Raw genomic sequence first — 22,718 nt, 5'->3', positions numbered from 1 at the left:
AGCCTATCCAGCGGTCAACTGGCGCGCTCCTGACAAGGCTCGTGTGTAGGCCAGCTGCTCGTCGATAGGGGCCATCTCGTGATGTCCGTGATCGCGAGATGCTCCCCGGCGGCGTGGTGCGTCAGCCGCGCATCGAGACGAGGGTCTGGACGACGAGCCGCAGGTCGTCCACGTCGAGCGGCTTGTCGAGCACCGCGTCGGCGCCCAGGCGGTAGGCTTCCGCGTGCGTCTCCGGGTCGCCGAACGCGGTGATGAGGACCACCGGCGTCGTCCAGTCGTCGCGGCGCAGCCCGGCCAGCAGATCGAGCCCGCTCGCGCCTGGCATCCGGATGTCGCTCACCACGACATCGACCGGGGCGCCGTTCCCGGAGACGAGCGCTTCGCCCATCAGCTCGAGGAGGTGCTTGGCGTCGTGCGCCTCCAGGACCTCGTAGCCGTCGCGGCGGAGGGCGGTGGCGAGGAGCAGCCGCAACTCCCTGTCGTCTTCGGCGAGCAGCACCCGGATGGGGATCGGGCCGTGGTGGACGCGCGGCACCGGCTCAGGGGGCGTATTCAGGATCGAGGCAAGACCGCGCATCGAGTCGTGGGGCATCGGGCTCTCTCCTTGGTGAGGGCCCTGTGTTGCAGGCCGCGTGCCGCCCGCCGGCGGCCGCCCCGAACCGACCGGGGTTGGGGGGCTGGCCGGAACCGACCGGGGTTGAGGCCGCACGAACCGACCGGGGTTGAGGCCGCACGAACCGACCGGGGTTGAGGCCGCACCGAGGTTGAGGCCGCAGGCGCCGACCCAGGTTGCGGCGGGCAGGCGGGCTGCAGCGGGACTGGCGGCGACCCCCCCGTGGGCCATCCGGGTGGGGCGTCGTTCCCCGCCCGGGGTATTCCTCCGCGCCTCGGCGTGGGCTTCGAGCTCCAGGTCGCCCGACCGACCCCGCCCAACCTCTCAGCTCCCCTTCGTCCCCCCGGCGCCCGGCTCCCACCGCTCCAGCTTCCGGTGCAGCGTCTTCCGGTCCAGCCCCAGGATCCTCGCCGCCAGCGTCTTGTTCCCGCCCGCCGCCTCGAGCACCCGCAGGATGTACCGCCGCTCCACCTCCTCGAGCGGCACCAGCTCGGACGGGTCGTCCCCCGCCACGAGCACGTGCGACGGCCGGTGCTCCCGGACCTTCGCCGGCAGGTCCTCCACCGTGATCTCCGGGTACCCCGTGAGCGCCACCGCCCGCTCCATGCAGTTCTGGATCTCCCGCACGTTGCCCGGCCACGTGTACGCGAGCAGCCGCTCGGCGGCCGCCGGTGACAGGCCGATCACCTCCTTGCCCCAGCGCGTCGCGAAATCCTCGATGAAGCGCTGCGCGAGCAGCAGCACGTCGCTGCCCCGCGCCCGCACGGGCGGCAGCTCCACGTGGAGCACGTTGATCCGGTAGTACAGGTCCTCCCGGAAGCGGCGCGCCTCGACGGCCTCGTCCAGGTCGCGGTTCGTCGCGGCCACGATGCGCGCGTCGAACGGCACCTCCGCGTTCCCGCCCACCGGGCGCACCCGGCGCTCCTGGAGGGCGCGGAGCAGCTTCGGCTGCACAGCGAGCGGCAGCTCCCCGATCTCGTCGAGCAGCAGCGTCCCGCCGTTCGCCTCCACGAACAGCCCGGAGCGCGCCGCGCGCGCGTCGGTGAACGCCCCCTTCACGTGCCCGAAGAGCTCGCTCTCGATCAGCGACTCCGGCACCGCCGCGCAGTTGATCGCCACGAACGGCCCGTCCTTGCGGCGGCTCCGCGCGTGCATCGCCTTGGCGACGACCTCCTTGCCCGTCCCGCTCTCGCCGGTGATGAGCACCGTCGCGTCCGCGTCGGCGATGCGCTCGATCAGGTCCTGCACGCCCCGCATCGCGGCGCTCCGGCCGATGAGGTCCGGGAACCCGCCGGGCCCTGCCACGGCGCGGCGCAGCCGACGCACCTCGGCCTTGAGCGCGTGGTGGGCGATCGCCCGCTCCAGCGCCAGCGCCAGCGCCTCGATGTCGACCGGCTTGGTCACGTAGTCGTACGCGCCCGCGCGGATCGCCTGCACCGCGGTCTCGATGCTGCCGAACGCGGTGATCACCACGACCGGCACGTCCGGCCGGATCTCGGCCGCCCGGCCGCAGACCGCGATCCCGTCCATCCCGCGCATGTTCAGATCGGTCAGGATGACGTCGAAGCCCTCGTCCGCCTCGAGCAGCGCGAGCGCCTCCTCCGGTGAGGTCCGGGCCTCTGCCTCGACGCCGCGCGACCGCAGGTCCGCCGAGAGCCACGCGCACATCGCCTCGTCGTCGTCGATGATCAGCGCTCGTCTGCCCATCGTCACCTCGATGGCTCGCCCGCCATCTCTCCTCGATAACTCGCGTAGTACAGCGCCCCGCCCGCGGCCAGCCGCGGCGCGGCGGCCGCCCCGGCCAGCGCGCCCTCGCCCTCAGCTTGCGGCCGCCGGGCTCGCGTCATCCTGCGTCATCCTGGCCGCTCGGCGGGAGGTACACCGTGAACGTCGAGCCCTTGGCGAGCTCGCTCTCCAGCCCGATCCAGCCCCCGTGCTCGCGCACGATCCCGTAGGACACGCTCAGCCCGAGGCCCGTGCCCTCGCCGACGTCCTTCGTGGTGAAGAACGGCTCGAAGATGCGGGGGAGGTTCTCGGGCGCGACCCCCTCCCCGCCGTCGGTCACCCGGACGGCGACGTGCTCGCCCTCGGCGCCGCCGTGGTCGGCCGGCGGGCGCGCGCGGGCGCGCTCCACCCGCACGGTGAGCTCGCCGCCCCGCTTCATCGACTGCATGCCGTTCATGATGAGGTTCGTGAGCACCTGCTGCATCTGCCCCGAGTCCACCTCGGCGCGCGCCGCACCGCCGCCCGCCTCGTCGAGGCGGAGCGTCACGCCCCGCTTCCGGGCGAGGGGCTCGAGCAGCGCCAGCGTCTGGCGCGCGATGTGCGCGAGATCGGCCGGCGCCTTCTGCGCGACCCGGCGGCGCGCGAAGTCCAGCAGCTGCCGGATGATCTTCGTCATCCGGTCCGCCTGCTCGGCGATGATCCGCGCGCTCTCCGCCGCCTCCTCCTGCGGCAGGCCGCGCGCGATCATCTTGGCGCGGCCGCCCACCACGTTGAGCGGCGTGCCGAGCTCGTGCGCGAGCCCCGACGCCAGCTTGCCCACGGTGGTGAGCCGATCCGCGTGCCGGAGCTGCTCCAGCGCCGCGATGCGCGCTGTCGTCTCGCGGCCCGCGCGCTCGCGCGCCTCGGCCAGGTGCTCGCACATCGCGTTGATCTCGTGGGCGATCCGCCCGAGCTCGTCGCGCTGCGGCAGGAGCAGCGGCCCGCCGAGGTCGCCCTCCCCGATCCGCCGCGCCTTGTCGACGAGCCGCCGCGTCGGGCGCCCGACGAGGACCTGCCCGAAGGTCATCGCCAGGAGCCCGCTCAGCGCCGCGAGGGTGATGATGGTGGCCACGGTGTTGACAACGCTCGCCTGGACGTACGCTTCTTCCTCCTCGAGCGACTCGGAGATCTCGATGGCGCCGACGCGCGCGGGCTCCACCCCGACGGGCGCGTACGTGTAGAAGCGCCCGCTCTTGTCGCCCTTGCGCTCGATCCGGAACACCTCGGTGCCCCGCGACAGCTCCTCGATCTCGGCGGCGGGCAGCGCGGGCGCGAAGCGATCCCCGGCCGGCGCGTCGAGCCACACCCAGCGGAACCGCACGCCGTCCTCGCGCTCGCTCATCTCGTCGAGCAGCTGGAGCGCCTCCCCCATCCCGTCCCGGCGCCACGTCTCGACCACCGCCGCGCGGAGCGCGATGCCGATGAGGTGCTCGTCGCGCCGCATGTCCGTCTCGAAGAGCGCCCGCTCGCGCCGGACGGAGAGGTAGCCGTACAGGCTGAGCGCCGCGCACATGACGAGGACGAGGGCGAGGGTGAGCTTGCTGGCGAGTCGCATGAGGTCGCCGGTAGGATGCAGGACGCGTACGCGTTCTCAAGGTGCCCGTCCGCACGCTGACCGGCCCGGGCCCGCCCCGGATCGCCCCGATGGGGCAAAACTCCCCTGGACGGGCCCCGCGGGCCGCGGCGTCACCTGCGCGCCGCGTCCTCCCACGAGCCGGTCGCCGCGAGCTGCGGCGCGGGCACCGGCGCCGACCAGCGCAGCGGCAGCGCGTCCTCCCGCCAGGTGCCCTCGGCCACGTGGAACCGCAGGAGCCGCTGGGCGCCGGCGAAGGCCGAGAGCTCCGGCCCGTCCCAGAGCACCTCGGCCTCGCCGGTCAGCGACAGCACCCCGCCGGAGGCGAAGTCGACGAAGAGCACCCCGGCGCGCGGGCAGAGCGCCAGGTTGCCGAGCGTGTTGAACGCGAAATTCCCGGTGAAATCCGGCGAGGTCAGGACGGTGTGGCCGTCCTCCTCGGTCACGCGCACGAAGCCCGGCTTGCCGCCCCGATGGGACACGTCGGCGCCCTCGATCGCGTCGCCTCCCCGCGCGGCCGGCGCCGCGGTCGCGATGAAGAACGTGTCCGCGCGGCGGATGAGCGCCGCCGCGCCGGCGGACAGCGCCCGCCCTTCCGCCTGCGCCGGGGGCGCGGCCGCCTCCGGCGCCCTCACGGGCTCCGGCGCTCGCGCCTGGATGTACTGCGGGCAGTTCCCGAAGCTCTGCCCGACCTCGACAACGAAGCCTCGCTCGTCGGCCGCGGTGATCGTCCCGTTCATCCGGTTTCGGCGGCGGCTCTCCAGCTGGATGCCGAGGAGGCCGACGGGCGCGCCGGCCACGAGGTGCGGGCCGAGCGGATCGCCGGCTCCCGGGCGAGCGTTCACCGCGAGCGTCCGCGGATCCGGGGACGAGATGAACCCCGGCGGCCCCACGACGATCGAGGCCCACGGCCTTCGCTCTGCGTCGAGGGCCCCGACGAGCAGGAACGGCAGCTGCGCGAACAGCTCGCGGTGCTGGTCGGGCATGAAGTCCCGGATGATCCGGCGCCCGGCCTTCTCGGCGCGCTCGCGCGCCCCGGCCCGCGCCTGTACGGCCATCTCGCCCGGGTGATAGGGCGAGCCCTCCCTGGTCCACCCGGGCAGGGAGGTCACGAGAATGCCTTCTTCATCGGCACGAAGCCGGGCAGCCCCTCCACGCGGGCGAGCCACGCGCGCAGGTTCGCGTACGGCTCGAGCGACACGCCGCCCTCCGGCGCGTGCGCCGTGTAGGTGTAGATCGCGATGTCCGCGAGGGTCGGCCCGTCGCCGGCCAGGAACCGCTGGTTCGCGAGGTGCTGATCGATCACCGTGAAGAGCTGGGCGGCGATCCCCTTGGCCTGCTCGACATCCAGCTTGCGGCCGAACACGCTCGCGATGCGCGCCGCCGCGGGCCCCGCCGCGAGCTGCCCGGCGGCCACGGAGAGCCACCGCTGCACGTGCGCCGCCGCCACCGGATCGCGCGGGAGCCAGCGCCCCGACGGGTCGTACCGCGCGGCCAGGTACACGAGGATCGCGTTGCTGTCGGCCAGCGTCACGTCGCCGTCCTCGATCACGGGCACCTGACCGAACGCGTTCTTGCCCAGGAACTCGGGCGTCTTCTGAGCGCCGCCCTTCAGGTCGACGTCGACCCTCTCGAACGGCAGCCTCAGCAGCGACAGGAACAGCTCCACGCGGTGCGCGTGTCCAGAGAGCGGATGGCGGTAGAGGCGGATGGGGCTGGCAGGGAGGGTCATCGAGGTGTCCTTTCGGCTGCGGATGTGAGCGGGGAGCGGCACAGCCGCGTGGGGCTCCCGCGCTCGCCGATCCAGGATGCTCATTCCCGTGGCCAAGGGTAATGCTCGTCCTTGACAAGGGACCATTCCGGAAACTGGAATAATCCGATGGACCGCCTCGACTCCATGCGTGTGTTCGTCGCCGTCGCCGAGGAGGAGGGCTTCGCGCCGGCGGCGCGGCGGCTGTCCATGTCGCCGCCGGCGGTGACCCGGGCCATCTCTGCGCTCGAGGAGCGCATCGGCACGCGGCTCCTGCACCGCACAACGCGCGTCGTCCGCCTGACCGAGGCGGGCGCCCGGTACCTCGCGGACTGCAAGCGGATCCTCGGCGAGATCGAGGAGGCCGAGGCGTCGGCGGCCGGGTCCCACGCCGCGCTCCGGGGGCAGATCGGCGTCACGGCGCCGGTCCTGTTCGGGCGGATGTTCGTCGCGCCCGCCCTCTTCGATTTCCTGGCTCTCCATCCGCGCGTGTCGGCGTGGACGCTGCTCGTCGACCGCATTGTCGACATCATCGATGAGGGGCTCGATGTCGCCGTCCGGATTGCCCATCTGCCGGACTCGTCGCTCAGCGCGATCCGTGTCGGCTCGGTGCGGTGGGTGGTCTGCGCTTCGGCGGAGTACCTCGCCGCGCGGGGCGAGCCCGAGGCGCCTGCCGATCTGGCGCGTCACGACACCATGGCTTTCTCTTCGACAGGCTCCCCGGTGGAATGGTCGTTCGGGTCGGGCTCGCGGGTCGAGAGGGTCTTTCCGTCATCGCAGCTCCTCGCCAATACGGCCGACGTCGCCATTGCAGCGGCCGTGGCCGGGCGAGGGCTCGCGCGGGTGCTCTCGTATCAGATCGACCCGGAGCTGCGCGCCGGGCGCCTCTCGATCGTGCTCGCTGCGCACGAGCCCCCGCCGGTCCCCATCCATGTCGTCCACCCGGAGGGCCGGCGGGCGGCGGTCAGGGTGCGCGCGTTCGTGGATTTCCTTGTCGATCGGCTCCGGTCCGAGGCGTGGCTGAGCTCGTGATCGCAGGCGGGTTCGCGCGTCGAACCTCGGCCGGAGGGCGCTCAGTCCGCCGGCGCGGTGGCGCGGATGAGGTGCTCGAAGGCCCCGAGGGCGGCCTTCGCGCCGTCGCCGAGGGCGACGACGATCTGCTTGAACGGCGTTGTCGTCATGTCGCCGGCGGCGAAGAGGCCGGGCACCGACGTCTGCCCGCGGTCGTTGACGACGACCTCGCCGACGCCGTTGAGCTCCACCGTCCCCCTGATGAACCCGGTGTTGGGGAGGAGGCCGATCTGCACGAACACGCCCGCGATCTCGAGCTGGCGCTGCTCCTTCGTCTCTGTGTGCTCCCAGCGGAGCCCGACGACCTTCTGCCCGTCGCCCACCACCTCGGTCGTGCGCGCGCGCGTGATGATCTCGACGTTGGGCATGCTCCTGAGCTTGCGAACGAGGACCGCGTCGGCGCGGAGCGCGGGGGCGAGCTCGAGCAGGGTGACGTGGCCGACCACGCCCGCGAGATCGATCGCCGCCTCGACGCCGGAGTTGCCGCCGCCGATGACGGCCACCCGCTTGCCCTTGAACAGCGGTCCGTCGCAGTGCGGGCAGTACGTCACGCCCTTGGTCCGGTACTCGGCCTCGCCGGGGACGTTCATGTCGCGCCACCGGGCGCCCGTCGCCAGGACGACGGTCTTCGCGCGGAGCGTGGCGCCGCTCGCCAGGCGCAGCTCGAACGGTGAGCCGGGGGTGATCGACGCGACGCGCTCGTGCTTGAGGAGCTCGACGGGGTACGCGCGCACGTGTTGCTCGAGCGCCGCCGCGAGCTTGGGCCCGTCGGTCTCCACGACCGAGATGAGGTTCTCGATGGCGAGGGTGTCCATCACCTGCCCGCCGAAGCGCTCGGCGACGAGGCCGGTGTCGAGGCCCTTGCGCGCCGCGTAGATGGCCGCCGAAGCGCCGGCGGGCCCGCCGCCGACGATGAGCATGTCGAACGGCTTGCGCTGGTCGAGCGCCTCGGCGCGCTTCTTCACGGCGGAGCCGTCGTCGAGCTTGGCGAGGATCTGCTCGATCTCCATCCGACCCTGGCCGAAGGGCTCGCCGTTCAGAAAGACGGTCGGCACGGCCATGATCTTCCGCTGCTCGACCTCGCCCTGGAAGAGGGCGCCGTCGACGGCGACGTGGCGGACCCTCGGGTTCCTGGCCGCCATCAGGTTCAGCGCCTGCACGACGTCGGGGCAGTTCTGGCACGACTGAGAGAAGTAGGTCTCGAACCGGAGCTCGCCGTCGATCCGCGCGATCTGCTCGAGCGCCTCCGCGCTCACCCGCGGCGGATGGCCGCCGACGTGCAGGAGCGCGAGGATCAGCGAGGTGAGCTCGTGACCGAGCGGGAGCCCCGCGAAGATGACGCGCGGCTCCTCGCCGGGGGAGTGGATGCCGAACGACGGCGTGCGCCCTTCGCCCTCGCGCCGCTCGTGGAGCTCGATGAGGGACGAGGCGCTCGCGACGTCGCGCAGGAGCGCGCGCATCTCCTCCGACCCCTGCGAGTCGTCGACGAAGGCGGTGACCGCGACGGGACGGGTCAGCCGTCCGAGGACGTCGCGGAGCTGGGTCTTGATGGAGTCTTCGAGCATGGCTGCCTTCCTTCCGGCGAGTACGAGCGGGTCACGAGGCGCGTGACGAGAGATGACGGGCGTCGCCGCGGCACGCGCGGCGACGCCCGAGCACCTCAGATCTTGCCGACGAGATCGAGCGACGGCTTGAGGGTCTTCGCGCCCTCGTCCCACTTCGCCGGGCAGACCTCGCCCGGGTGCGTGGCGACGTACTGGGCCGCCTTGACCTTGCGGAGCATCTCCGCCGCGCTGCGGCCGATGCCGAGGTCGTGGATCTCGTAGACCTTGATGACGCCGTCGGGGTTCACGAGGAACGAGCCGCGGAGCGCGAGGCCCTCCTCCTCGATGAGCACGCCGAAGTTGCGCGAGAGGGTGGCGGTCGGATCGCCGACGAGCGGGTAGTTGACCTTCTTGATCGCCGCGGACGTGTCGTGCCACGCCTTGTGCGCGAAGTGCGTGTCGGTGGAGACGCCGTAGATCTCGACGCCCAGCTTCTTGAACTCGCCGTGGAGGTCCGCGAGGTCCTCGAGCTCGGTCGGGCACACGAAGGTGAAGTCCGCCGGGTAGAACACGAAGAGCGACCACTTGCCGAGGACCGACTCGTGCGAGACGTCCACGAACTTCCCCTGGTGGAACGCGGTGGCCTTGAACGGTTTGATGCGGGTGTTGATGAGCGACATTCTCTTTTCCTCGTTTCGGGGCGGGGGCGTCTCGTGCCTCCGCGCCGGCGAGAGGCAACGTGGTCGTTCTGCGCCCGCGGTGCCAATCGAACGATTTTATGAATCGTTCACTTTTTATGATACTTCTCCGGCCATGGACCTCGAGCAGGTGACGCTCACGCAGCTCCGCTACGCCGTGGCGGTGGAGCAGACCCGCAGCTTCCGCACCGCGGCCGAGCGCTGCCACGTCTCGCAGTCCGGGCTCAGCATGCAGGTCCAGAAGCTCGAGGAGCTCCTGGGCACCGTGCTGTTCGACCGCAGCAAGAAGCCCGTCCTTGTGACCGAGGAGGGTGCGCGCGCCATCGCTCAGATGCGCGAGATCCTCCGGGAGACGGAGCGGCTCGGTCAGATCGTCGCCGGCGACGACGCTCCGGCGGGGCGCTACCGGCTAGGGATCATCCCGACCCTCGCTCCCACCGTGCTGCCCCTGTTCCTCGATCCCTTCGTGAAGGCACACCCGCGCGTCGAGCTGTTCATCGAGGAGCTGAAGACCGAGGAGATCATCGAGCGGCTGGCCGCCGACACCCTCGATGCGGGGCTCGCCGCGACGCCGCTCCACGCCCCGGGGCTGAGCGAGACGCCCCTCGGACACGAGGCGATGGTCGCCTATCTCCCCGAGGGCGACCCGCTGCTCGACCGCAAGACGGTCACGCAGGCGAACCTCAGCGATCGCGAGCTGTGGGTGCTCCCGGAGGGGCACTGCTTCCGGAGCCAGGTGCTCTCGTATTGCAGGAGCGGTCAGGCGAGGCCCCCGCGCGGCGTTCAGCTCGAGAGCGGCAGCTTCGAGACGTTGATCGGCCTTGTCGACACCGGGCTCGGAGCGACGGTGCTGCCCGCGCTGGTGGCGCAAGGGTTGCCCGCCGAGAAGCGCCGCGCCCGCGTGCGGCCCCTCGCCCGGCCGATCCCGCTCCGGGAGATCGGGCTCGTCACGTCGCGGACTCAGCTGCGCAGGCGCGTCACCGAGTCGCTCGCGGCCGCGATCCGCGAGCACCTCGGCCGCGCGCTCGGGCCCTCGCCCCCGGGCGGGAGCGTGCTCGATCCGCTGCCCCCCGAGGGCTGACGAGGCAGGCTCGGAGGTCGTCGGCGCATCGAAGGGGCCGCGTTCACCGCACTGCCGGCGGGAGCCAAGGGGCCGCGTTCACCGCGCAGCCGGCGGGAGCTCGTCCAGCGGCGGATGCCGGCGCGCGGAAGGTGTTGACCGGATGCACGGCCGCTGGGACGTTCGTGGCCGGATGATCCCCCCCGATGCTCCCCGCGGCTCTCTCACGGCGCCCGCGCAGCGCCAGACCGCGGGGCTCGTGCCGCTCGAACGCCCCGGCTTCGGCGCGGGCCTCAAGGCCATGCTGGGCGGCTACGGTTACCTCTTTCGCACGCCGGACCTCTGGCCGCTCGCGCTCGTCCCCACGGGCATCGCGCTTGTGCTCATGGTCGTGCTCTCCCTCGTCGGCGTGAAGCTCGCGCCTTCGCTCGTCGAGCTGATCGTGAGGGAGCCAGGGACGGGGTGGCCCTGGACCGTGCTCATGGCCGTGCTGCAGATCCTCTCGCTCGCGGTGGTGCTCGTGGCCGCCCTCGTCCTCTCGTTCGGGCTCGCGAAGCCGCTCTCGGGGACCGCGCTGGAGCGGATGGTGCGCAGGGCCGAGGCCGATCTCGGGGCGCCCCCGTGGCCGGAGGTCGGCTTCTTCGCGGACATGTGGCGCGCGCTGCAGTCGTCGCTCGTGGCGCTCGCCTTCACGCTCCCGATCCTCATCGTCCTCGGCGTCGTGGGCCTCCTCTTCGCGCCGGCGAGCGTCGTCGTCGTCCCGCTCCAGCTCGCGGTGACGGCGCTCGGGGGGGCCTGGGACCTCTGCGACTGCCCGCTGTCGATCCGCGGCGTGCCCGTGGCAGAGCGGATCGATTTCGTGCGCCGGAACCTCGCCGCGGTGATGGGCTTCGGCTTCGGCCTCGCGCTGCTCTCGTTCCTGCCTTGCGCGCTGCTCCTCGTGCTCCCGGCCGGCGTCCTCGGGGCGGCCCGGCTCGTCGTCACGCTGGAGCGGTGGGAGGCCACGACGCGAGCGCCGCGCTGAGCTCGGGAAGGGCGACCGCCGCTCGGACCCTGACGCGGCGCGGATGAGCGCTACATCCAGAGGCGCGCCACGATTCCGTACGTCCCTGGACCTGGCACACCCCCCTGATTCTGGCCGCAGATCACGACCTTCTGGCCCGGGTAGACCGCGGCCCGCTGGATGCCGCCGGAGTCGCCGACATACAGCGAGAGCACCCCGTCGACTCCGAAGTTGGGATCGAGCCTGCCGTCGCGCAGGTAGCGCGCGAGCACCGGCCCAGGCGCGGCGCCGCCGGTCGCATTGCCCACGACCAGGATCCGGCCGTCGGGGAGCACGATGGCGTCCTCCGCCACGTCGTCGCCGTCGGTGATCGGGAGCGCGACGACGCCCGACGCGCCAAAGCTCGGGTCGGCGGCGCCGTCTTCGAGGAAGCGGCGGACCTCGAAGTCGGCGCTCCCGTCCTTGCCCGCGCTGCCGCCCACGAGGATGCGGCCGTCGTCGAGGACGGCGACCGCCGCCGTGCGCTCGCTGCTCCCGGACGCACCGAAGACCTGCTGGCCGCCGGTCCCGAAGGTGGTGTCGGGCTGCCCGTCGGCGAGGAAGCGGGCGAGGATGCCGTCGGACTGGCCCCCCGCGTCCACCTCGCCCACGACCAGGATCCGGCCCTCGCGGTCGACGACCACGGCCTTCGCGGTGGAGCCGCGATCGAGCGCCCAGAAGCCGTTCGGCGCGGCGAAGGCGGTGTCGAGCCTCCCATTCGAGGAGATGCGCGCCACCATCATGCGCGCGTCGCGGGCGCCAGCGACGAGGATCTTGTCGTTGGCCAGGACGAGCCCGTCCACGACCGTCTCTTCGCCGCCCGTATCGACCAGCGCCTTGCCGTTGTTGCCGAACTCCGGGTCGGTGGTCGCGCCGTTCGCCCCGACGCGCCAGAGCGCGATGTCACGCGGCTCCGGGGTCTCGTGCCAGCCCATCGCGATGATCTTGCCGTCCACCTGGTGCCCCACCGCGAACGACTGGGCCTCGGCGCCCGAGCTGCTCCCGATCCTCGTCGACAGCAAGGCGCCGCCGGCGAAGTCGGGATCCAGCGCGCCGGCGCTGGTCAGGCGCGCGATCTTCATCGACGAGCCGCCGAGGCCGCCGATGCCCCAGCCCGTCGCGACGATCCGCTCGCCGACCACCTCGATATCGGTGAAATAGCCGCCGTCGTCGTTCCCGAAGCGCACCGGCGCGATGCCGGTCGCCACGCCGAACGTCGCGTCCAGGGAGCCCGGGCGGCCGGTCACGAGCGCGTTCGTCACGGCGGCGGTGCTCTCCAGGGCGCCGGAGGTCGCCTTCAGGGAGAAGGAGATCGTGTTGCCCAGGGCGAGCGGCGCCTCGGCGCCTACCACGATCTCGGCCTTCGTCTCCTTGGCGGCGATCGTGATGGTTTTGACGACGAGGCCCGCAGGAGGGCTCACCGCCGCCACCGTCACCTCGCCGTCGAAGCCGCCGGTCCGGCGTATCTCGATCTCGACGAGGTTCTTCCCCCCGAGAGGCACCGTGACGTTGGGCGTCAGGACGACGAGCCCGAGATCCATGACGTCAGGGCCGTGACCGCCGCCGCCGGCATCGCCGCCGGCATCGCCGCCGCCGCCAACCCCGGAGGGGGCGCCCCCGCTCCCTTGAGGCGTCTGGCCGTCGGGCCTGACCGTGTCGCGATCGTCGCTCACGTCATGAATGCCCAGAACCTGCTGGCAGCCCGCGAGAGCGAGCGGGAGCGAGGGCACGCACAGAAGCGGGAGTAAGGCGGCGAGCCGCGGGCGAGGACGCATCGCCACCATCGTCGCACCCCCCCTCGCGACGTCAACCGCTGCTAGGGCGCGCCGGCCGGCGCTTGCCCGGCGCGCGGCACTGCAGCACCGCAGGCGCGCTCGCGCCGTCGGCGCCGATCACCCGTCGCGCGGGGCGCGCGTCCCCTCGGCGTCGTCCGCGCGCTCGCGGCGCGCCCTGCGCTTGCGCCGCCGCTTGACCGACACCCCGCTCGACTGCATCGCGAAGAGCAGCGCCTCCCGGAGGTTCGAGAGCGTCTTGATGTTCGACAGATCGAGCCCCAGCGACACCACCGTCTGCGCCACCTCGGGCCGGATGCCGACGACGATGCCCTGCGCCCCGAGCAGCGCCACGGCGTCGATGAGCCTCAGCACGTGATCGGCCGTGGCCGCGTCCACGGCGCTCACCCCGGTCAGATCGATGATCGCGTGACGGCAGCGGGTCCGCGCCACGGCCTCGAGCAGCACCTCCATCATCTGCTGGGCGCGCTCCTCGTCGAGGACGCCGAGCACCGGCATCGTCAGCACCCCCCTCCAGACCTCGATGATCGGCGTCGACAGCGCCCGGATCGCCTCCTGCTGCTGCTCGATGATCGCGAGCCGCTCGTTCAGCACGGCCTGCTGGCGCTTCTTCTCGGTGATGTCCGTCGCGCCGCCCGCCATCTGGAACGGCACGCCCTTGTCGTCCCACTCGGCCATGCCGCGGGCGAACACGTCGCGGTACTCGCCGTCCTCGCGCCGCATCCGGTACTCCACCTCGAACGGCCGCCGCTCCTCGAGGTGCGCCCGCAGCGCGGCCTGCACCGCCCTCTGGTCGTCGGGGTGCACGCGCTCGAAGAAGCTCGCGAACGTCCCGCCCCACGCCTCGCGGCGGACGCCGAGCATCTGGAGCATGCGATCGCTCCACTCCACCGTGTCCTCGCGGATGTTCCAGAACCAGACGCCCTCGTTCGACGCCTCCGCGAAGAGCCGGTAGCGCGCCTCGCTCCTCCGGAGGGCGGCCTCGGCGCGGCGCAGCTCGGCCACGTCGGTGGTGCCGCCGATCCACCGGAAGATGTTCCCCGCCGCGTCGCGCTGCGGCAGCGCGCTGACCATGTGCTCCCGGTACGTCTGATCGCTCGCCCGCCGCAGGCGGAACTCCGTGTTGTACGGCTCGCCCGTCGTGAGGCTCCGGGTCCACGCCGCCACCGTCTTCGGGACATCGTCCGGGTGCAGCACCGCGAGCCAGCCCTCGCCGATCATCTGCTCCTCCGTGCGGTCGAAATAGTCGAGGACCGCCCGGTTCACGAAGTTCAGCTGGCCGTCCGGGCGCGCGGTCCACACCTGGAGGGGCATCGCGTTCCCGAAGAACCGGAGCTGCGCGTCCAGGTCGCTGAGCGGCGCGTCCAGCAGCCCAGCCCCGCTCGCCGGGCCGCCGGCCCCGCGCACCCGGCTCGGCGGCGGCGCGTCCCGCCCGTCCGGCTCCTCCACCTCCTCCTGCTCCGCCCAGGAGGCGTCCCCGAGCGCGCGGACGAGCGGCTCCTCCAGGTCGAGCGTGCGCTCCGCGCGGCTCTCCGCGACCCGCGCGCGCACGAGGCGGAGCAGCTCCCGCCGCACCTCCTCCTCGATCCGGCCGCGCAGGTAGTCCTTCGCGGAGGCCCGCGACTCGGCGAACCTCACCGACTCCGCCGGCAGCTCCGCGATGTCCAGGAAGATCCCGAGCGGCGCGCAGGGCCTCGGCGTGATGCGCAGCGCGAGGGTCGCGTCGAGCCGGTGCTCCTTCGCCTCTCCTTCCGCGTCGATCCGCACCGTCACCGCGTGCTGGATCGCGACGTCGAACGCGCCGCTCATGCTCCGCGTCGCCGCCGGTTCGCCGACCTCGAAGTCCATCGTGAGCCGCGACGGCCTGCCGAGGACCTCGAGCTCCCGCTCCGCGCGGCGCCCGACCGGGAGGAGGGCGATCACCTGGCGGCGAATCACGTCCTCGGTCATCGCGAGATCGACGATGCTCCGACCCAACTCCTCGAGCGTCAGCCCTCCGTCCTTCACCGCGTCTCCTTCCCGATCCCGCTCTCCCCCGGTGTCCGTTAGCCCTCCTCGCGCCCGGAGGGCAATCGTGTGACGTTAACGCACCGCGCTGCTCGCCGGAAGCCCTCGCGAGGCTCAGCTCGACGCCGATGTATACCGGCCTATCGCCCGCTTCCACACGCCGCGCGCGACGGCGCCGAAGGTGAGCGCGCCGAGCGCCGCGGCGGCGGCCGTGCGCGGCGCGATGGTGCCGAGCATCGCCTCCGCCGGGTACGTGGTCATCAGCCCGAGCGGGACGATCACGGTGAAGACGACGCGCCAGAAGCCGCTGAAGATCGTGACCGGCCAGCGCGCGAAATCGAAGATGGAGTTGAAGAGGTAGGCCAGGTTGTCGAGGCGCACGACCCAGAACGCGGCGGAGATGACCAGGATGCACATGGAGTAGAGCACCAGCGTCGCCGTCACGAGCAGGCAGAGCGCGAGCGCGACGTGGGCAGGCGCGGGGGCGCGCCCCATCTGGGCGAAGGCGTAGGCGAAGATCGCCACCGCGGCCGCTGCGTCCACGACCTTGCGGATCTCGAACCGGGCCGTGGAGACGAGGAACTGCGCGTCGGCCGGCTTGAGCAGCGTGAAGTCGAGCGTGCCCTTCCGGATCTGGTCGACAACGCTGATGAGCGACGGGTTCACGGCCCCCTCGAGGATGCCCTTGAGCAGCGTGAACCACCCGACGACCACGAGCGCCCGCTCGTACGTCCAGCCCTGCACCGGCGGCCGGGCCGCGAGCGCGATGTGGAGCGGGACCAGCCCGACCACCGTCCACACGACGGTCATCACCGCGCCGAGCAGGAAATCCCACCGGTACTGCATCCCGAGCGCGATCGACACGCGCAGCTGCGTCGCGAGCAACCGGAGGTAACGCACGCCGCTCACCCGCCGAACGCCGAGAACCGTCGGACCCCCGCGCGCCACGCGACGAGCGCGGCGGCGGCGGACGCGACGGCGAAGGCCCACTGCACAGCGAGCTCGGTGAGCGCGCGGCCCGGGTCGAGCAGGCCGGTGATGAGCTCGACAGGGAACGCCAGGCTGTACCGGAACGGCAGGACCCGCGCGAGATCGGCGAGCCACGAGGGGAACAGCTCGATCGGGACGAGGTAGCCGGCGAAGACCATGAAGGCCGCGAGGTAGACGTCGAACACCGCGGTCGAGCTGTCGATCACGAACGCCAGCGAGCCGATCAGCGCCATGGTGAAGAAGTTGATCGCCCAGGCGCCGGCGAGGGAGACGACCCAGAGCCCGAGCTCGAACGCCGTCGGCTGGAACCGCTCGCCCGACGTCGCGACGAGCGCGATGACCGCGATGGGCAGGCAGAGCGCCGCCCGGAGCGGCAGCGCGGCGAGGTTCTCGGCGGCGTACGAGAAGAGCGGGTGGATCGGCCGGAGCAGGCGCTGCGAGAGGGCGCCGCTCTTGATGTCCATGTTCATCTCCCAGACGAGCCACGAGCCGGTCAGCTGCCGGACGATGAGGATGGCCAGGAAGTACGCGGAGAAGTCGCGCGCCCCGAAGCGGCCGACCGGCGCGCTCGCGGCCACCGCCGACCAGAGCGCGAGGCTCACGAGCGGCATCGTCGTCGTGAGCATCCAGATCAGCATCTCGGCCCGGTACGCGAGCGCGGCCGCGATCCCGACGCGGAGCAGCGTCGGGAACGCCCGGGCGGCCCGAGCGAGCCCGCTCACGACGCGGCCCCGCCCGTCGAGCCCGCGGCCTCGCCCTCCGGCGCGCCTTCCGGCTCGCCTTCCGGCGTCGCCGAGGGCTCCACGCCCGAAAAGAGCTCGCGCATCACCTCCTCCAGGGGAGGGTCCTCGACCGTGAGATCCGAGATGTCGGTGTGGCCGAGCAGCCAGGACATGGCCTCGCGCAGCTCCGCCTGCGGCACCTGCAGCACCGCGTGGCTCGGATCGAGCGAGAGGACGGCGCCCACCCGCTCGAGGAGCGCCTGGTCGACCGGGGTCTTGAAGTGCAGCGTGATCCGCTTGTGGGGCCGCATGCTGCGGACGAGCGCCGCGAGGTCGCCGTCGTAGCGCAGCCTGCCCTTGTCGATGACGATGACCCGCGGACAGAGCGCCGCCACGTCGTCCATGTAATGGGACGTGAGCACGATCGTCGCCCGCCGCCGCTCGTTGTAGCGGCGGATGAACTCGCGGACGCCGAGCTGCATCGCCACGTCGAGCCCGATCGTCGGCTCGTCGAGGAACAGGATCTCCGGCCGGTGCAGCAGGGCAGCCGCCAGCTCGCATTTCATGCGCTCGCCGAGCGAGAGCTGCCGCGTCGGCTTCGTCGCGATCTCGGCGATGCCGAGGAGGTCTTCCAGCTCACCGAGGGTCTCCTTGAAATCCGCGTCGCCGATCCCATAGATCGCCCGGTTCACCGCGAAGGTCTCGGCGGGCGGGAGGTCCCAGAGCAGCTGCTGCTTTTGCCCCATCACGAGGGTGATCCGCTTGAGGAAATCGGGCTCACGGTGCCGCGGGACGAAGCCGGCGACCTCGACCTTGCCGCCCGACGGGTGGAGGAGCCCGGAGAGCACCTTCAGCGTCGTCGTCTTCCCGGCGCCGTTCGGGCCGAGGAAGCCGACCCGCTCGCCGGGCGCGATCGAGAACGAGAGGTCCTCGACGGCGTGGACGACCTTGGTGCGGCGCCGGAAGAGCGAGCGCACGGTGGCCGAGAAGCCGGCGGCGCGCTCGTGGACCTGGTACGTCTTCGAGAGCGACTCCACCACGATGGAGCTCGACGCCTCTGCCATGGGCGGCGGAGACTAGCACCTCCGTGCTGGAGCTCCCGCGACGGTCGGCGCTCGACCGGCCGATCCCGTGGGCTAATCTCGTGACGCGGGGGGCAACGGCCGCCGGAATTCCCCTATGCCGCAGAGCTTCAAGGACGACACGATCCACGACCCTCCGCTCGCGGCGAGCGGCGCGCGGCCAGCGGCCGACTCCGCGGACGCCGTCGCGACCGGCCCGCGGCAGGTCCTCGCAGGCCGGTACGAGCTCCTCGGGCTGGTCGGCATCGGCGGGATGGGCAGCGTGTACCGCGCCCGGGACCTGGAGCTCGAGGAGCTCGTCGCGGTCAAGGTGCTGCGCCGGGAGCTCAGCGTCGCGCCGGAGGTGACCGATCGGTTCCGGCGCGAGGTGCGGCTCTCGCGCAAGGTCACGCACCCGAACGTGGCGCGGGTCTTCGACATCGGCGAGCACGAGGGCGACCGGTTCCTGACGATGGAGTTCGTCGACGGCGAGCCGCTCGCCGCGCTGCTCGCGCGCGAGCGGCGGCTCGGCATGACCCGCGCGCTGGACGTCGTGGAGGGCGTCTGCGCGGGCCTCCATGCCGCGCACCGGGCCGGCGTCATCCACCGTGACCTCAAGCCGGACAACGTGCTGCTCGGGCGCGACGGGCGCGTCGTCCTGACCGACTTCGGGATCGCGCGGGCGGTCGCGAGCGGCGAGGCGGGCAAGACGCTGGGCGCGGTCATGGGGACGCCGGCGTACATGGCGCCCGAGCAGGTGCAGGGCGCCGACGACGTCGACGCGCGCGCCGACATCTACGCCCTCGGGGCGATGCTCTTCGAGATGCTCACGGGTGAGCGCGCGTGGCAGGGCGACGCGCCGCTCGCCGTCGCCGCGGCGCGGCTCTTCGCCGACCCGCCGGATCCGCGGCTCCGGCGCCCCGACCTGCCCGACGCGCTCGCGCGCGTGGTGCTCCGCTGCATGGCGCGCGAGCGCGGCGACCGGTATCCGTCCGTCGAGAGCGTCGTGCACGACCTCGCCTCGCTCACCCGCCCGGCCACGGTGACGCCGCCGGCGTTCACGCCGCCGCAGGAGCGGACGGCCGTCTCCGGGGTGACCCCGGGGGCGAGCTCCGGGGTGGCCGAGCACGGCGGCAAGAGCGTCGTTGTCCTGCCGTTCGCGAACCAGGGACCTGCGTCGGACGCGTACCTGGCCGAGGAGCTGACGGACGATCTCGTCGACACGCTCTCCATGACGCCGGGCCTCCGGGTGAGGCCGCGCGGGGCGATCGGGCGGCGCTCGTCCTCCGAGCTCGATCCGCGCGAGGTCGGGCGCGAGCTCGGGGTGCAGGTGGTCGTCGGGGGCTCGGTGCGGCGGCGCGACGGGACGGTGCGGATCAACGCGCGGCTCATCAGCGTCGCCGACGGGTTCCAGCTGTGGGCGAAGCGCTTCGATCGACCCGAGGCGGAGGTGCTGCGGATCAACGACGAGGTGGCCGAGGCGGTCGCGGAGGCGCTGACGCTCGACGGGGCCGCGCCGAACCGCACGGCGCCGAGCGATCCCGTCGCGCTCGACCTGTTCCTGCGCGGGCGCCACGAGTACCGCAGGTTCTGGCCGGAGCACCAGGAGCGGGCGATCGCGCTGTTCGAGCAGGCGCTCTCGCGCGCGCCCGAGGATCCGATGATCCTGTCGGCCTACGCGCTCGCGCGCTCCCGCTTCTGGTTCTTCACGGACCGCGGCGGGGAGCTGGCCACGGAGGCGGCGTCGCGCGCCGTCGCCGCGGCGCCCGGGCTGCCGGACGCGCGGCTCGCGATGGCGTCGGTGCGGTTCCAGCGCCTCGACGTGGTCGGCGCGATGCGGGAGCTCAAGGCGGCGCTCGCGACCCGCTCGGGCAACGCCGAGGCCGAGGGCCTCATCGGCCACATCCTGCTCGAGTGCGGCGCCTTCGAGGAGGGCGCGCGGCGCGCGCGGTCCGCGCTGGCGCGCGATCCCGAGGTGGTGCTGGCGGCGCAGGCGCTGGCGCGCGCGTACACGCTGCTGGGCAAGTGGTCGGAGGCCGACGACGTGATCCGGGCGCATCCGACGGTGGGGAGCGGATCGGGCTACACCGTCCTGCGGATGCGCCGCGCGCTCTGGCAGCGCGACCCGGTGGTGGTCGAGAAGCTCTCTCAGAAGCGCGTGAGCGAGGCCTTCCCGGACCTCCCAACGCCGTTCGCGCAGGTGATCGATGACCTCATCGAGGGGCGGCTCTCGGACGTCCGGCCCGTGCAGGTCGAGGGGGAGCGCCCGGCCGTCACGGCGCTGCGGCGCACGTCGTTCATCCGGCAGCTCCAGGCGGAGTTCGCGGCCTTCCTCGGCCAGCGAGAGCTCGCGCTGGCCGCGCTCGAGCTCTCGCTGGAAGACGGCCTGTTCGACCTGATCTGGCTCGAGCGCTGTCCGGTCCTCGCGCCCCTGCGCGACCAGCCGCGGTATGCGGCCGTCCACGCGGCGGTGCAGCGGCGGGCCTCCGCGGTGGTCGCGGTCTACCGCGAGCGCTGAGGCGCGGCGCTCGGCTCGACGCGGAAGAGCGCTCAGCCCGGCGCGCGGAAGAGCGCTCAGCCCGGCGCGCGGAAGAGCGCTCAGCTCGGCGCGCGGAAGAGCGCGAGCACGCCGGTGTAGAGGGCGAGCCTGGCCTGGCCCCGGGCCCAGGGGGCTATCTCGAAGCTCGAGTGCATGCCGGCGATCGGGAGGTCGGCGAAGCGCTGGCGCAGGATGCGCGCCTCGACGTCGGGCGTCCCGTACAGGCCCTGGCCGCGCCCGGCGCAGGTCAGGTAGAGCGCGAAGCGGGGGGCCGACCCGAGCGCGCTCCGGGACACCTGCCGGGCGATCCCCTCGAGCCCGGCGCGGCCGATGGCGGCGTCGCGCACCGCGAAGGCGAGGCGCGCGCCGGGCCTGGCTTCGTCGCCGAGCAGGAGCCCCCGCCGCGAGGGATCGATGCCGCGGACAGGCCGCAGCACGTAACGCACGGAATCGAGCGCCTCCGCCTCGGCGTCCCCGCTGTCGGCGCCCGGCGCGCCCGGCGGATCGAGCGGCGGGTCGGCCAGCGCGGCGAGGATGAGCTGCTGCGCGCTGGGCGGCTCGCCGAGCGTGGCGGTCGCGGCGGAGAGCAGGTCGAGCGCCGGCCGCCCGCCGGCGCGCAGCACGACGCCGCCGCTCGCCTCGTCGATGCGGTGGAAGCCGGAGAGCAGCCTGGCGGCGGGCGAGGCGTCGACGAGCGGCGGGGCGAACCCGGTGATGGCGAGGCCCGTCGCCGGGCCCTCGATGAGCTCGCCCTGCGACGTCACGCCGATGGCGGAGCCGGAGGCCGTCCCGGCGCCGAAGAGGCACGTGTTCGGCGCGGACAAGGAGAGCGCCTCGAGCCGCTCGGGCGCGAACGCCCCGGGCCGGGCGAAGAGGATGGCCGTCGCGGAGCGCTGGCCGACGGTGCGGGCGAGCGCCTCGCGCAGGAGGCGGCTCGGCTCCTCGGCGCGCTCGGGCAGCGCGAAGGGGGTGACCTGCCCGCCGGACCACAACACGCCGCTCGCGCCGGTGTCCCCCTCGATCTCGCCGCGCTCGCTGAGCACGCCCGCGGCCGGCACGACGCAGGCGGGGACGCCGCGCCAGGCGCCACGGACGAGCTCGGCGACGCCCGAGGCGCGCTGGGCGAGCTGTCCGGAGACGAAGACGATCCCGCCCGACGGCGACGGGACCGCGCTGCGCAGGTCCGCCAGGTGCTGGAGAAGGCCATCCGGCCCACAGGTCGCGGAGAAGCTTCGTGCCATGGCTGGCTCGCCCATCCTAATGGAGCCTCCGACCACTCGACAGGCCCCGCTTAAGAAGTTTATCGTGCGACAGTCGCGCCGGCGCCTCGGGGATTTCCTCACGGGACGGCAAGCGAAGGACCGGGCAAGCTCGATGAGGATCCAATCATTTGGCCGCACCGATGTCGGGCGCCACCGGCGCGCCAATGAGGATGCGTTCTTCCGGGACGACGAGCTCCGGCTCTACATCGTCGCGGACGGCATGGGCGGGCACGCGGCCGGCGAGGTCGCGAGCGCCGAGGCGGTCGAGACGATCTACGGCATGGTGAAGCGGGGCCTGCCCGCCATCGGCGATCCGAACGAGCCGCTGACGCAGCCCAAGGCGCGCGCCGTGCTGCGCATCCTCGAGGGCGCGATCCAGGCGGCGACGTACATGGTCTTCGCGATCGCCGAGCTCGATCGCGACAAGAGCGGCATGGGCACGACGATCAGCGCGGCGCTCATCGTCGGCGGCGCGCTCGTGACCGGCCAGGTGGGCGACAGCCGCATCTACCAGGTCCGCAACGGGACCGCGGTGCAGATGACCGAGGATCACACGCTGATCGCGTGGCAGATCAAGAACGGCCTCATCTCCGTGGACGAGGCCAAGAGCTCGCCCCACCGCAACGTGATCACGCGCGCGGTCGGCAACCGGGATTACGTCGAGGTCGACACCTCGATCGTCGCCGTCGAGGAGGGCGATCGATACCTGCTCTGCTCCGACGGGCTGCACGGGTATCTCCACGCCGAGGAGGAGGTCGCGAACATCGCCTCGAAGGGCGGCGACGTGGCGGTCGACCTCTTCATCGACCTCGCGAATCGGCGCGGGGGGCGGGACAACATCACGGCGGTGCTTGTCGAGGTGGGCTGACGCGAGCGCGCGAAAGTCGGCTACGCTGCGCGCATGGCGCTGAAGGACAGACTGGTCACCGAGGGCATGAAGCTCGCCGCGAACCCGAACGTGGCGAAGCTGATGCAGGACGAGCGGTTCATGCGGCTGTTCATGACGGCGATGAGCGTGCCCGGCCGGGTCTCCTCGTTCACCGCGGAGCAGAAGGAGACGTTCGCCAAGGCGATGGGCCTGGCGTCTGTCGAGGAGGTCCGCGACCTCAAGCGCACGGTGGCCTCCCTGGAGCGCGAGGTCGCGACGCTCGAGCGTGAGCTCGCGAAGCTCCGGCGGGACGGGGAGCGCGAGCTCGCGAAGGTCAGGCGCGAGGGCTGAGCGTCAGGGC

Annotated in this window: 20 protein-coding genes; 6 read left to right on the top strand and 14 right to left on the bottom strand. The window is 72.6% G+C overall.

Translation table 11 applies throughout. The features are described from left to right. Positions 1-121: 121 nt before the first annotated feature. The 6 genes from WMF45_RS38065 to WMF45_RS38040 form a co-directional block, all read right to left on the bottom strand. Positions 122-592 carry a response regulator gene (locus tag WMF45_RS38065; protein WP_437710829.1) on the bottom strand — a complete coding sequence of 157 codons (471 nt, stop codon included), beginning with the start codon at positions 590-592 and terminating at the stop codon, positions 122-124. A 345-nt stretch (positions 593-937) separates the two neighbouring features. Further along, positions 938-2,320, bottom strand: coding sequence for a sigma-54-dependent transcriptional regulator (locus tag WMF45_RS38060; RefSeq protein WP_437710827.1), 1,383 nt, complete (start codon positions 2,318-2,320; stop codon positions 938-940). A 2-nt stretch (positions 2,321-2,322) separates the two neighbouring features. Beyond that, complete coding sequence (locus WMF45_RS38055; RefSeq protein ID WP_437710825.1) at positions 2,323-2,460, bottom strand: hypothetical protein; 138 nt, start codon at positions 2,458-2,460, stop codon at positions 2,323-2,325. Continuing rightward, positions 2,457-3,932: a sensor histidine kinase gene (locus WMF45_RS38050; RefSeq protein ID WP_437710823.1), complete on the bottom strand. Its 1,476-nt coding sequence runs from the start codon at positions 3,930-3,932 to the stop codon at positions 2,457-2,459. Before WMF45_RS38050 ends, WMF45_RS38055 begins: the two co-directional genes overlap by 4 nt. 131 nt (positions 3,933-4,063) lie before the next feature. After that, positions 4,064-5,062: a flavin-nucleotide-binding protein gene (locus WMF45_RS38045; RefSeq protein ID WP_437710821.1), complete on the bottom strand. Its 999-nt coding sequence runs from the start codon at positions 5,060-5,062 to the stop codon at positions 4,064-4,066. Next, positions 5,059-5,682 (bottom strand): glutathione S-transferase family protein, encoded by a 624-nt coding sequence (locus WMF45_RS38040; RefSeq protein ID WP_437710819.1) that lies wholly within the window; start codon positions 5,680-5,682, stop codon positions 5,059-5,061. Before WMF45_RS38040 ends, WMF45_RS38045 begins: the two co-directional genes overlap by 4 nt. 147 nt (positions 5,683-5,829) lie before the next feature. Here WMF45_RS38040 and WMF45_RS38035 point away from each other — a divergent pair, with 147 nt between their 5' ends. Further along, positions 5,830-6,732 (top strand): LysR family transcriptional regulator, encoded by a 903-nt coding sequence (locus tag WMF45_RS38035; RefSeq protein ID WP_437710817.1) that lies wholly within the window; start codon positions 5,830-5,832, stop codon positions 6,730-6,732. A gap of 41 nt (positions 6,733-6,773) precedes the next feature. Here WMF45_RS38035 and ahpF read toward each other — a convergent pair whose 3' ends face one another. Both ahpF and ahpC read right to left on the bottom strand, forming a co-directional pair. Continuing rightward, a complete protein-coding gene (gene ahpF / locus WMF45_RS38030; RefSeq protein ID WP_437710815.1) occupies positions 6,774-8,336 on the bottom strand; it encodes an alkyl hydroperoxide reductase subunit F in 1,563 nt (520 codons plus the stop codon). A 95-nt stretch (positions 8,337-8,431) separates the two neighbouring features. Next, complete coding sequence (gene ahpC / locus WMF45_RS38025; RefSeq protein WP_437710813.1) at positions 8,432-8,995, bottom strand: alkyl hydroperoxide reductase subunit C; 564 nt, start codon at positions 8,993-8,995, stop codon at positions 8,432-8,434. A 133-nt stretch (positions 8,996-9,128) separates the two neighbouring features. Between ahpC and WMF45_RS38020 the strand changes: the two genes are divergently transcribed. Then, a complete protein-coding gene (locus WMF45_RS38020) occupies positions 9,129-10,094 on the top strand; it encodes a hydrogen peroxide-inducible genes activator (RefSeq protein ID WP_437544764.1) in 966 nt (321 codons plus the stop codon). Positions 10,095-10,266: 172 nt separating this feature from the next. Continuing rightward, complete coding sequence (locus tag WMF45_RS38015; protein ID WP_437710811.1) at positions 10,267-11,097, top strand: EI24 domain-containing protein; 831 nt, start codon at positions 10,267-10,269, stop codon at positions 11,095-11,097. 50 nt (positions 11,098-11,147) lie between these two features. Here WMF45_RS38015 and WMF45_RS38010 read toward each other — a convergent pair whose 3' ends face one another. The 5 genes from WMF45_RS38010 to WMF45_RS37990 all read right to left on the bottom strand — a co-directional run bounded on the left by WMF45_RS38010 (position 11,148) and on the right by WMF45_RS37990 (position 17,691). Continuing rightward, the gene (locus WMF45_RS38010; protein ID WP_437710809.1) at positions 11,148-12,788 is read right to left on the bottom strand and encodes a delta-60 repeat domain-containing protein; all 1,641 of its coding nucleotides are present in this window, start codon (positions 12,786-12,788) and stop codon (positions 11,148-11,150) included. A gap of 219 nt (positions 12,789-13,007) precedes the next feature. Next, positions 13,008-14,915 carry a PAS domain-containing protein gene (locus tag WMF45_RS38005; RefSeq protein WP_437710807.1) on the bottom strand — a complete coding sequence of 636 codons (1,908 nt, stop codon included), beginning with the start codon at positions 14,913-14,915 and terminating at the stop codon, positions 13,008-13,010. A gap of 114 nt (positions 14,916-15,029) precedes the next feature. Continuing rightward, positions 15,030-15,815 (bottom strand): ABC transporter permease, encoded by a 786-nt coding sequence (locus tag WMF45_RS38000; protein ID WP_437710805.1) that lies wholly within the window; start codon positions 15,813-15,815, stop codon positions 15,030-15,032. 5 nt (positions 15,816-15,820) lie between these two features. Further along, positions 15,821-16,627: an ABC transporter permease gene (locus tag WMF45_RS37995; protein WP_437710803.1), complete on the bottom strand. Its 807-nt coding sequence runs from the start codon at positions 16,625-16,627 to the stop codon at positions 15,821-15,823. Further along, the gene (locus WMF45_RS37990; protein ID WP_437710801.1) at positions 16,624-17,691 is read right to left on the bottom strand and encodes an ABC transporter ATP-binding protein; all 1,068 of its coding nucleotides are present in this window, start codon (positions 17,689-17,691) and stop codon (positions 16,624-16,626) included. Before WMF45_RS37990 ends, WMF45_RS37995 begins: the two co-directional genes overlap by 4 nt. A gap of 115 nt (positions 17,692-17,806) precedes the next feature. Between WMF45_RS37990 and WMF45_RS37985 the strand changes: the two genes are divergently transcribed. Beyond that, positions 17,807-20,206 (top strand): protein kinase domain-containing protein, encoded by a 2,400-nt coding sequence (locus tag WMF45_RS37985; RefSeq protein ID WP_437710799.1) that lies wholly within the window; start codon positions 17,807-17,809, stop codon positions 20,204-20,206. Between the two features lie 80 nt (positions 20,207-20,286). Here the strand turns inward: WMF45_RS37985 and WMF45_RS37980 are convergent, their stop codons facing one another. Next, positions 20,287-21,468, bottom strand: coding sequence for an FIST signal transduction protein (locus tag WMF45_RS37980; protein WP_437710797.1), 1,182 nt, complete (start codon positions 21,466-21,468; stop codon positions 20,287-20,289). A 133-nt stretch (positions 21,469-21,601) separates the two neighbouring features. Between WMF45_RS37980 and WMF45_RS37975 the strand changes: the two genes are divergently transcribed. After that, entirely contained in the window at positions 21,602-22,357 is a 756-nt protein-coding gene (locus WMF45_RS37975; RefSeq protein ID WP_437710795.1) for a PP2C family protein-serine/threonine phosphatase, read from the top strand. A gap of 33 nt (positions 22,358-22,390) precedes the next feature. Beyond that, positions 22,391-22,708: a hypothetical protein gene (locus tag WMF45_RS37970; protein ID WP_437544745.1), complete on the top strand. Its 318-nt coding sequence runs from the start codon at positions 22,391-22,393 to the stop codon at positions 22,706-22,708. Positions 22,709-22,718 lie beyond the last annotated feature (10 nt).

The organism is Sorangium sp. So ce448 (assembly GCF_051520915.1).
Lineage (GTDB): Bacteria > Myxococcota_A > Polyangia > Polyangiales > Polyangiaceae > Sorangium > Sorangium cellulosum_B.
The sequence above is the reverse complement of the archived record's forward strand: the minus strand, read 5'-3'. Positions and strand labels throughout refer to the sequence as shown.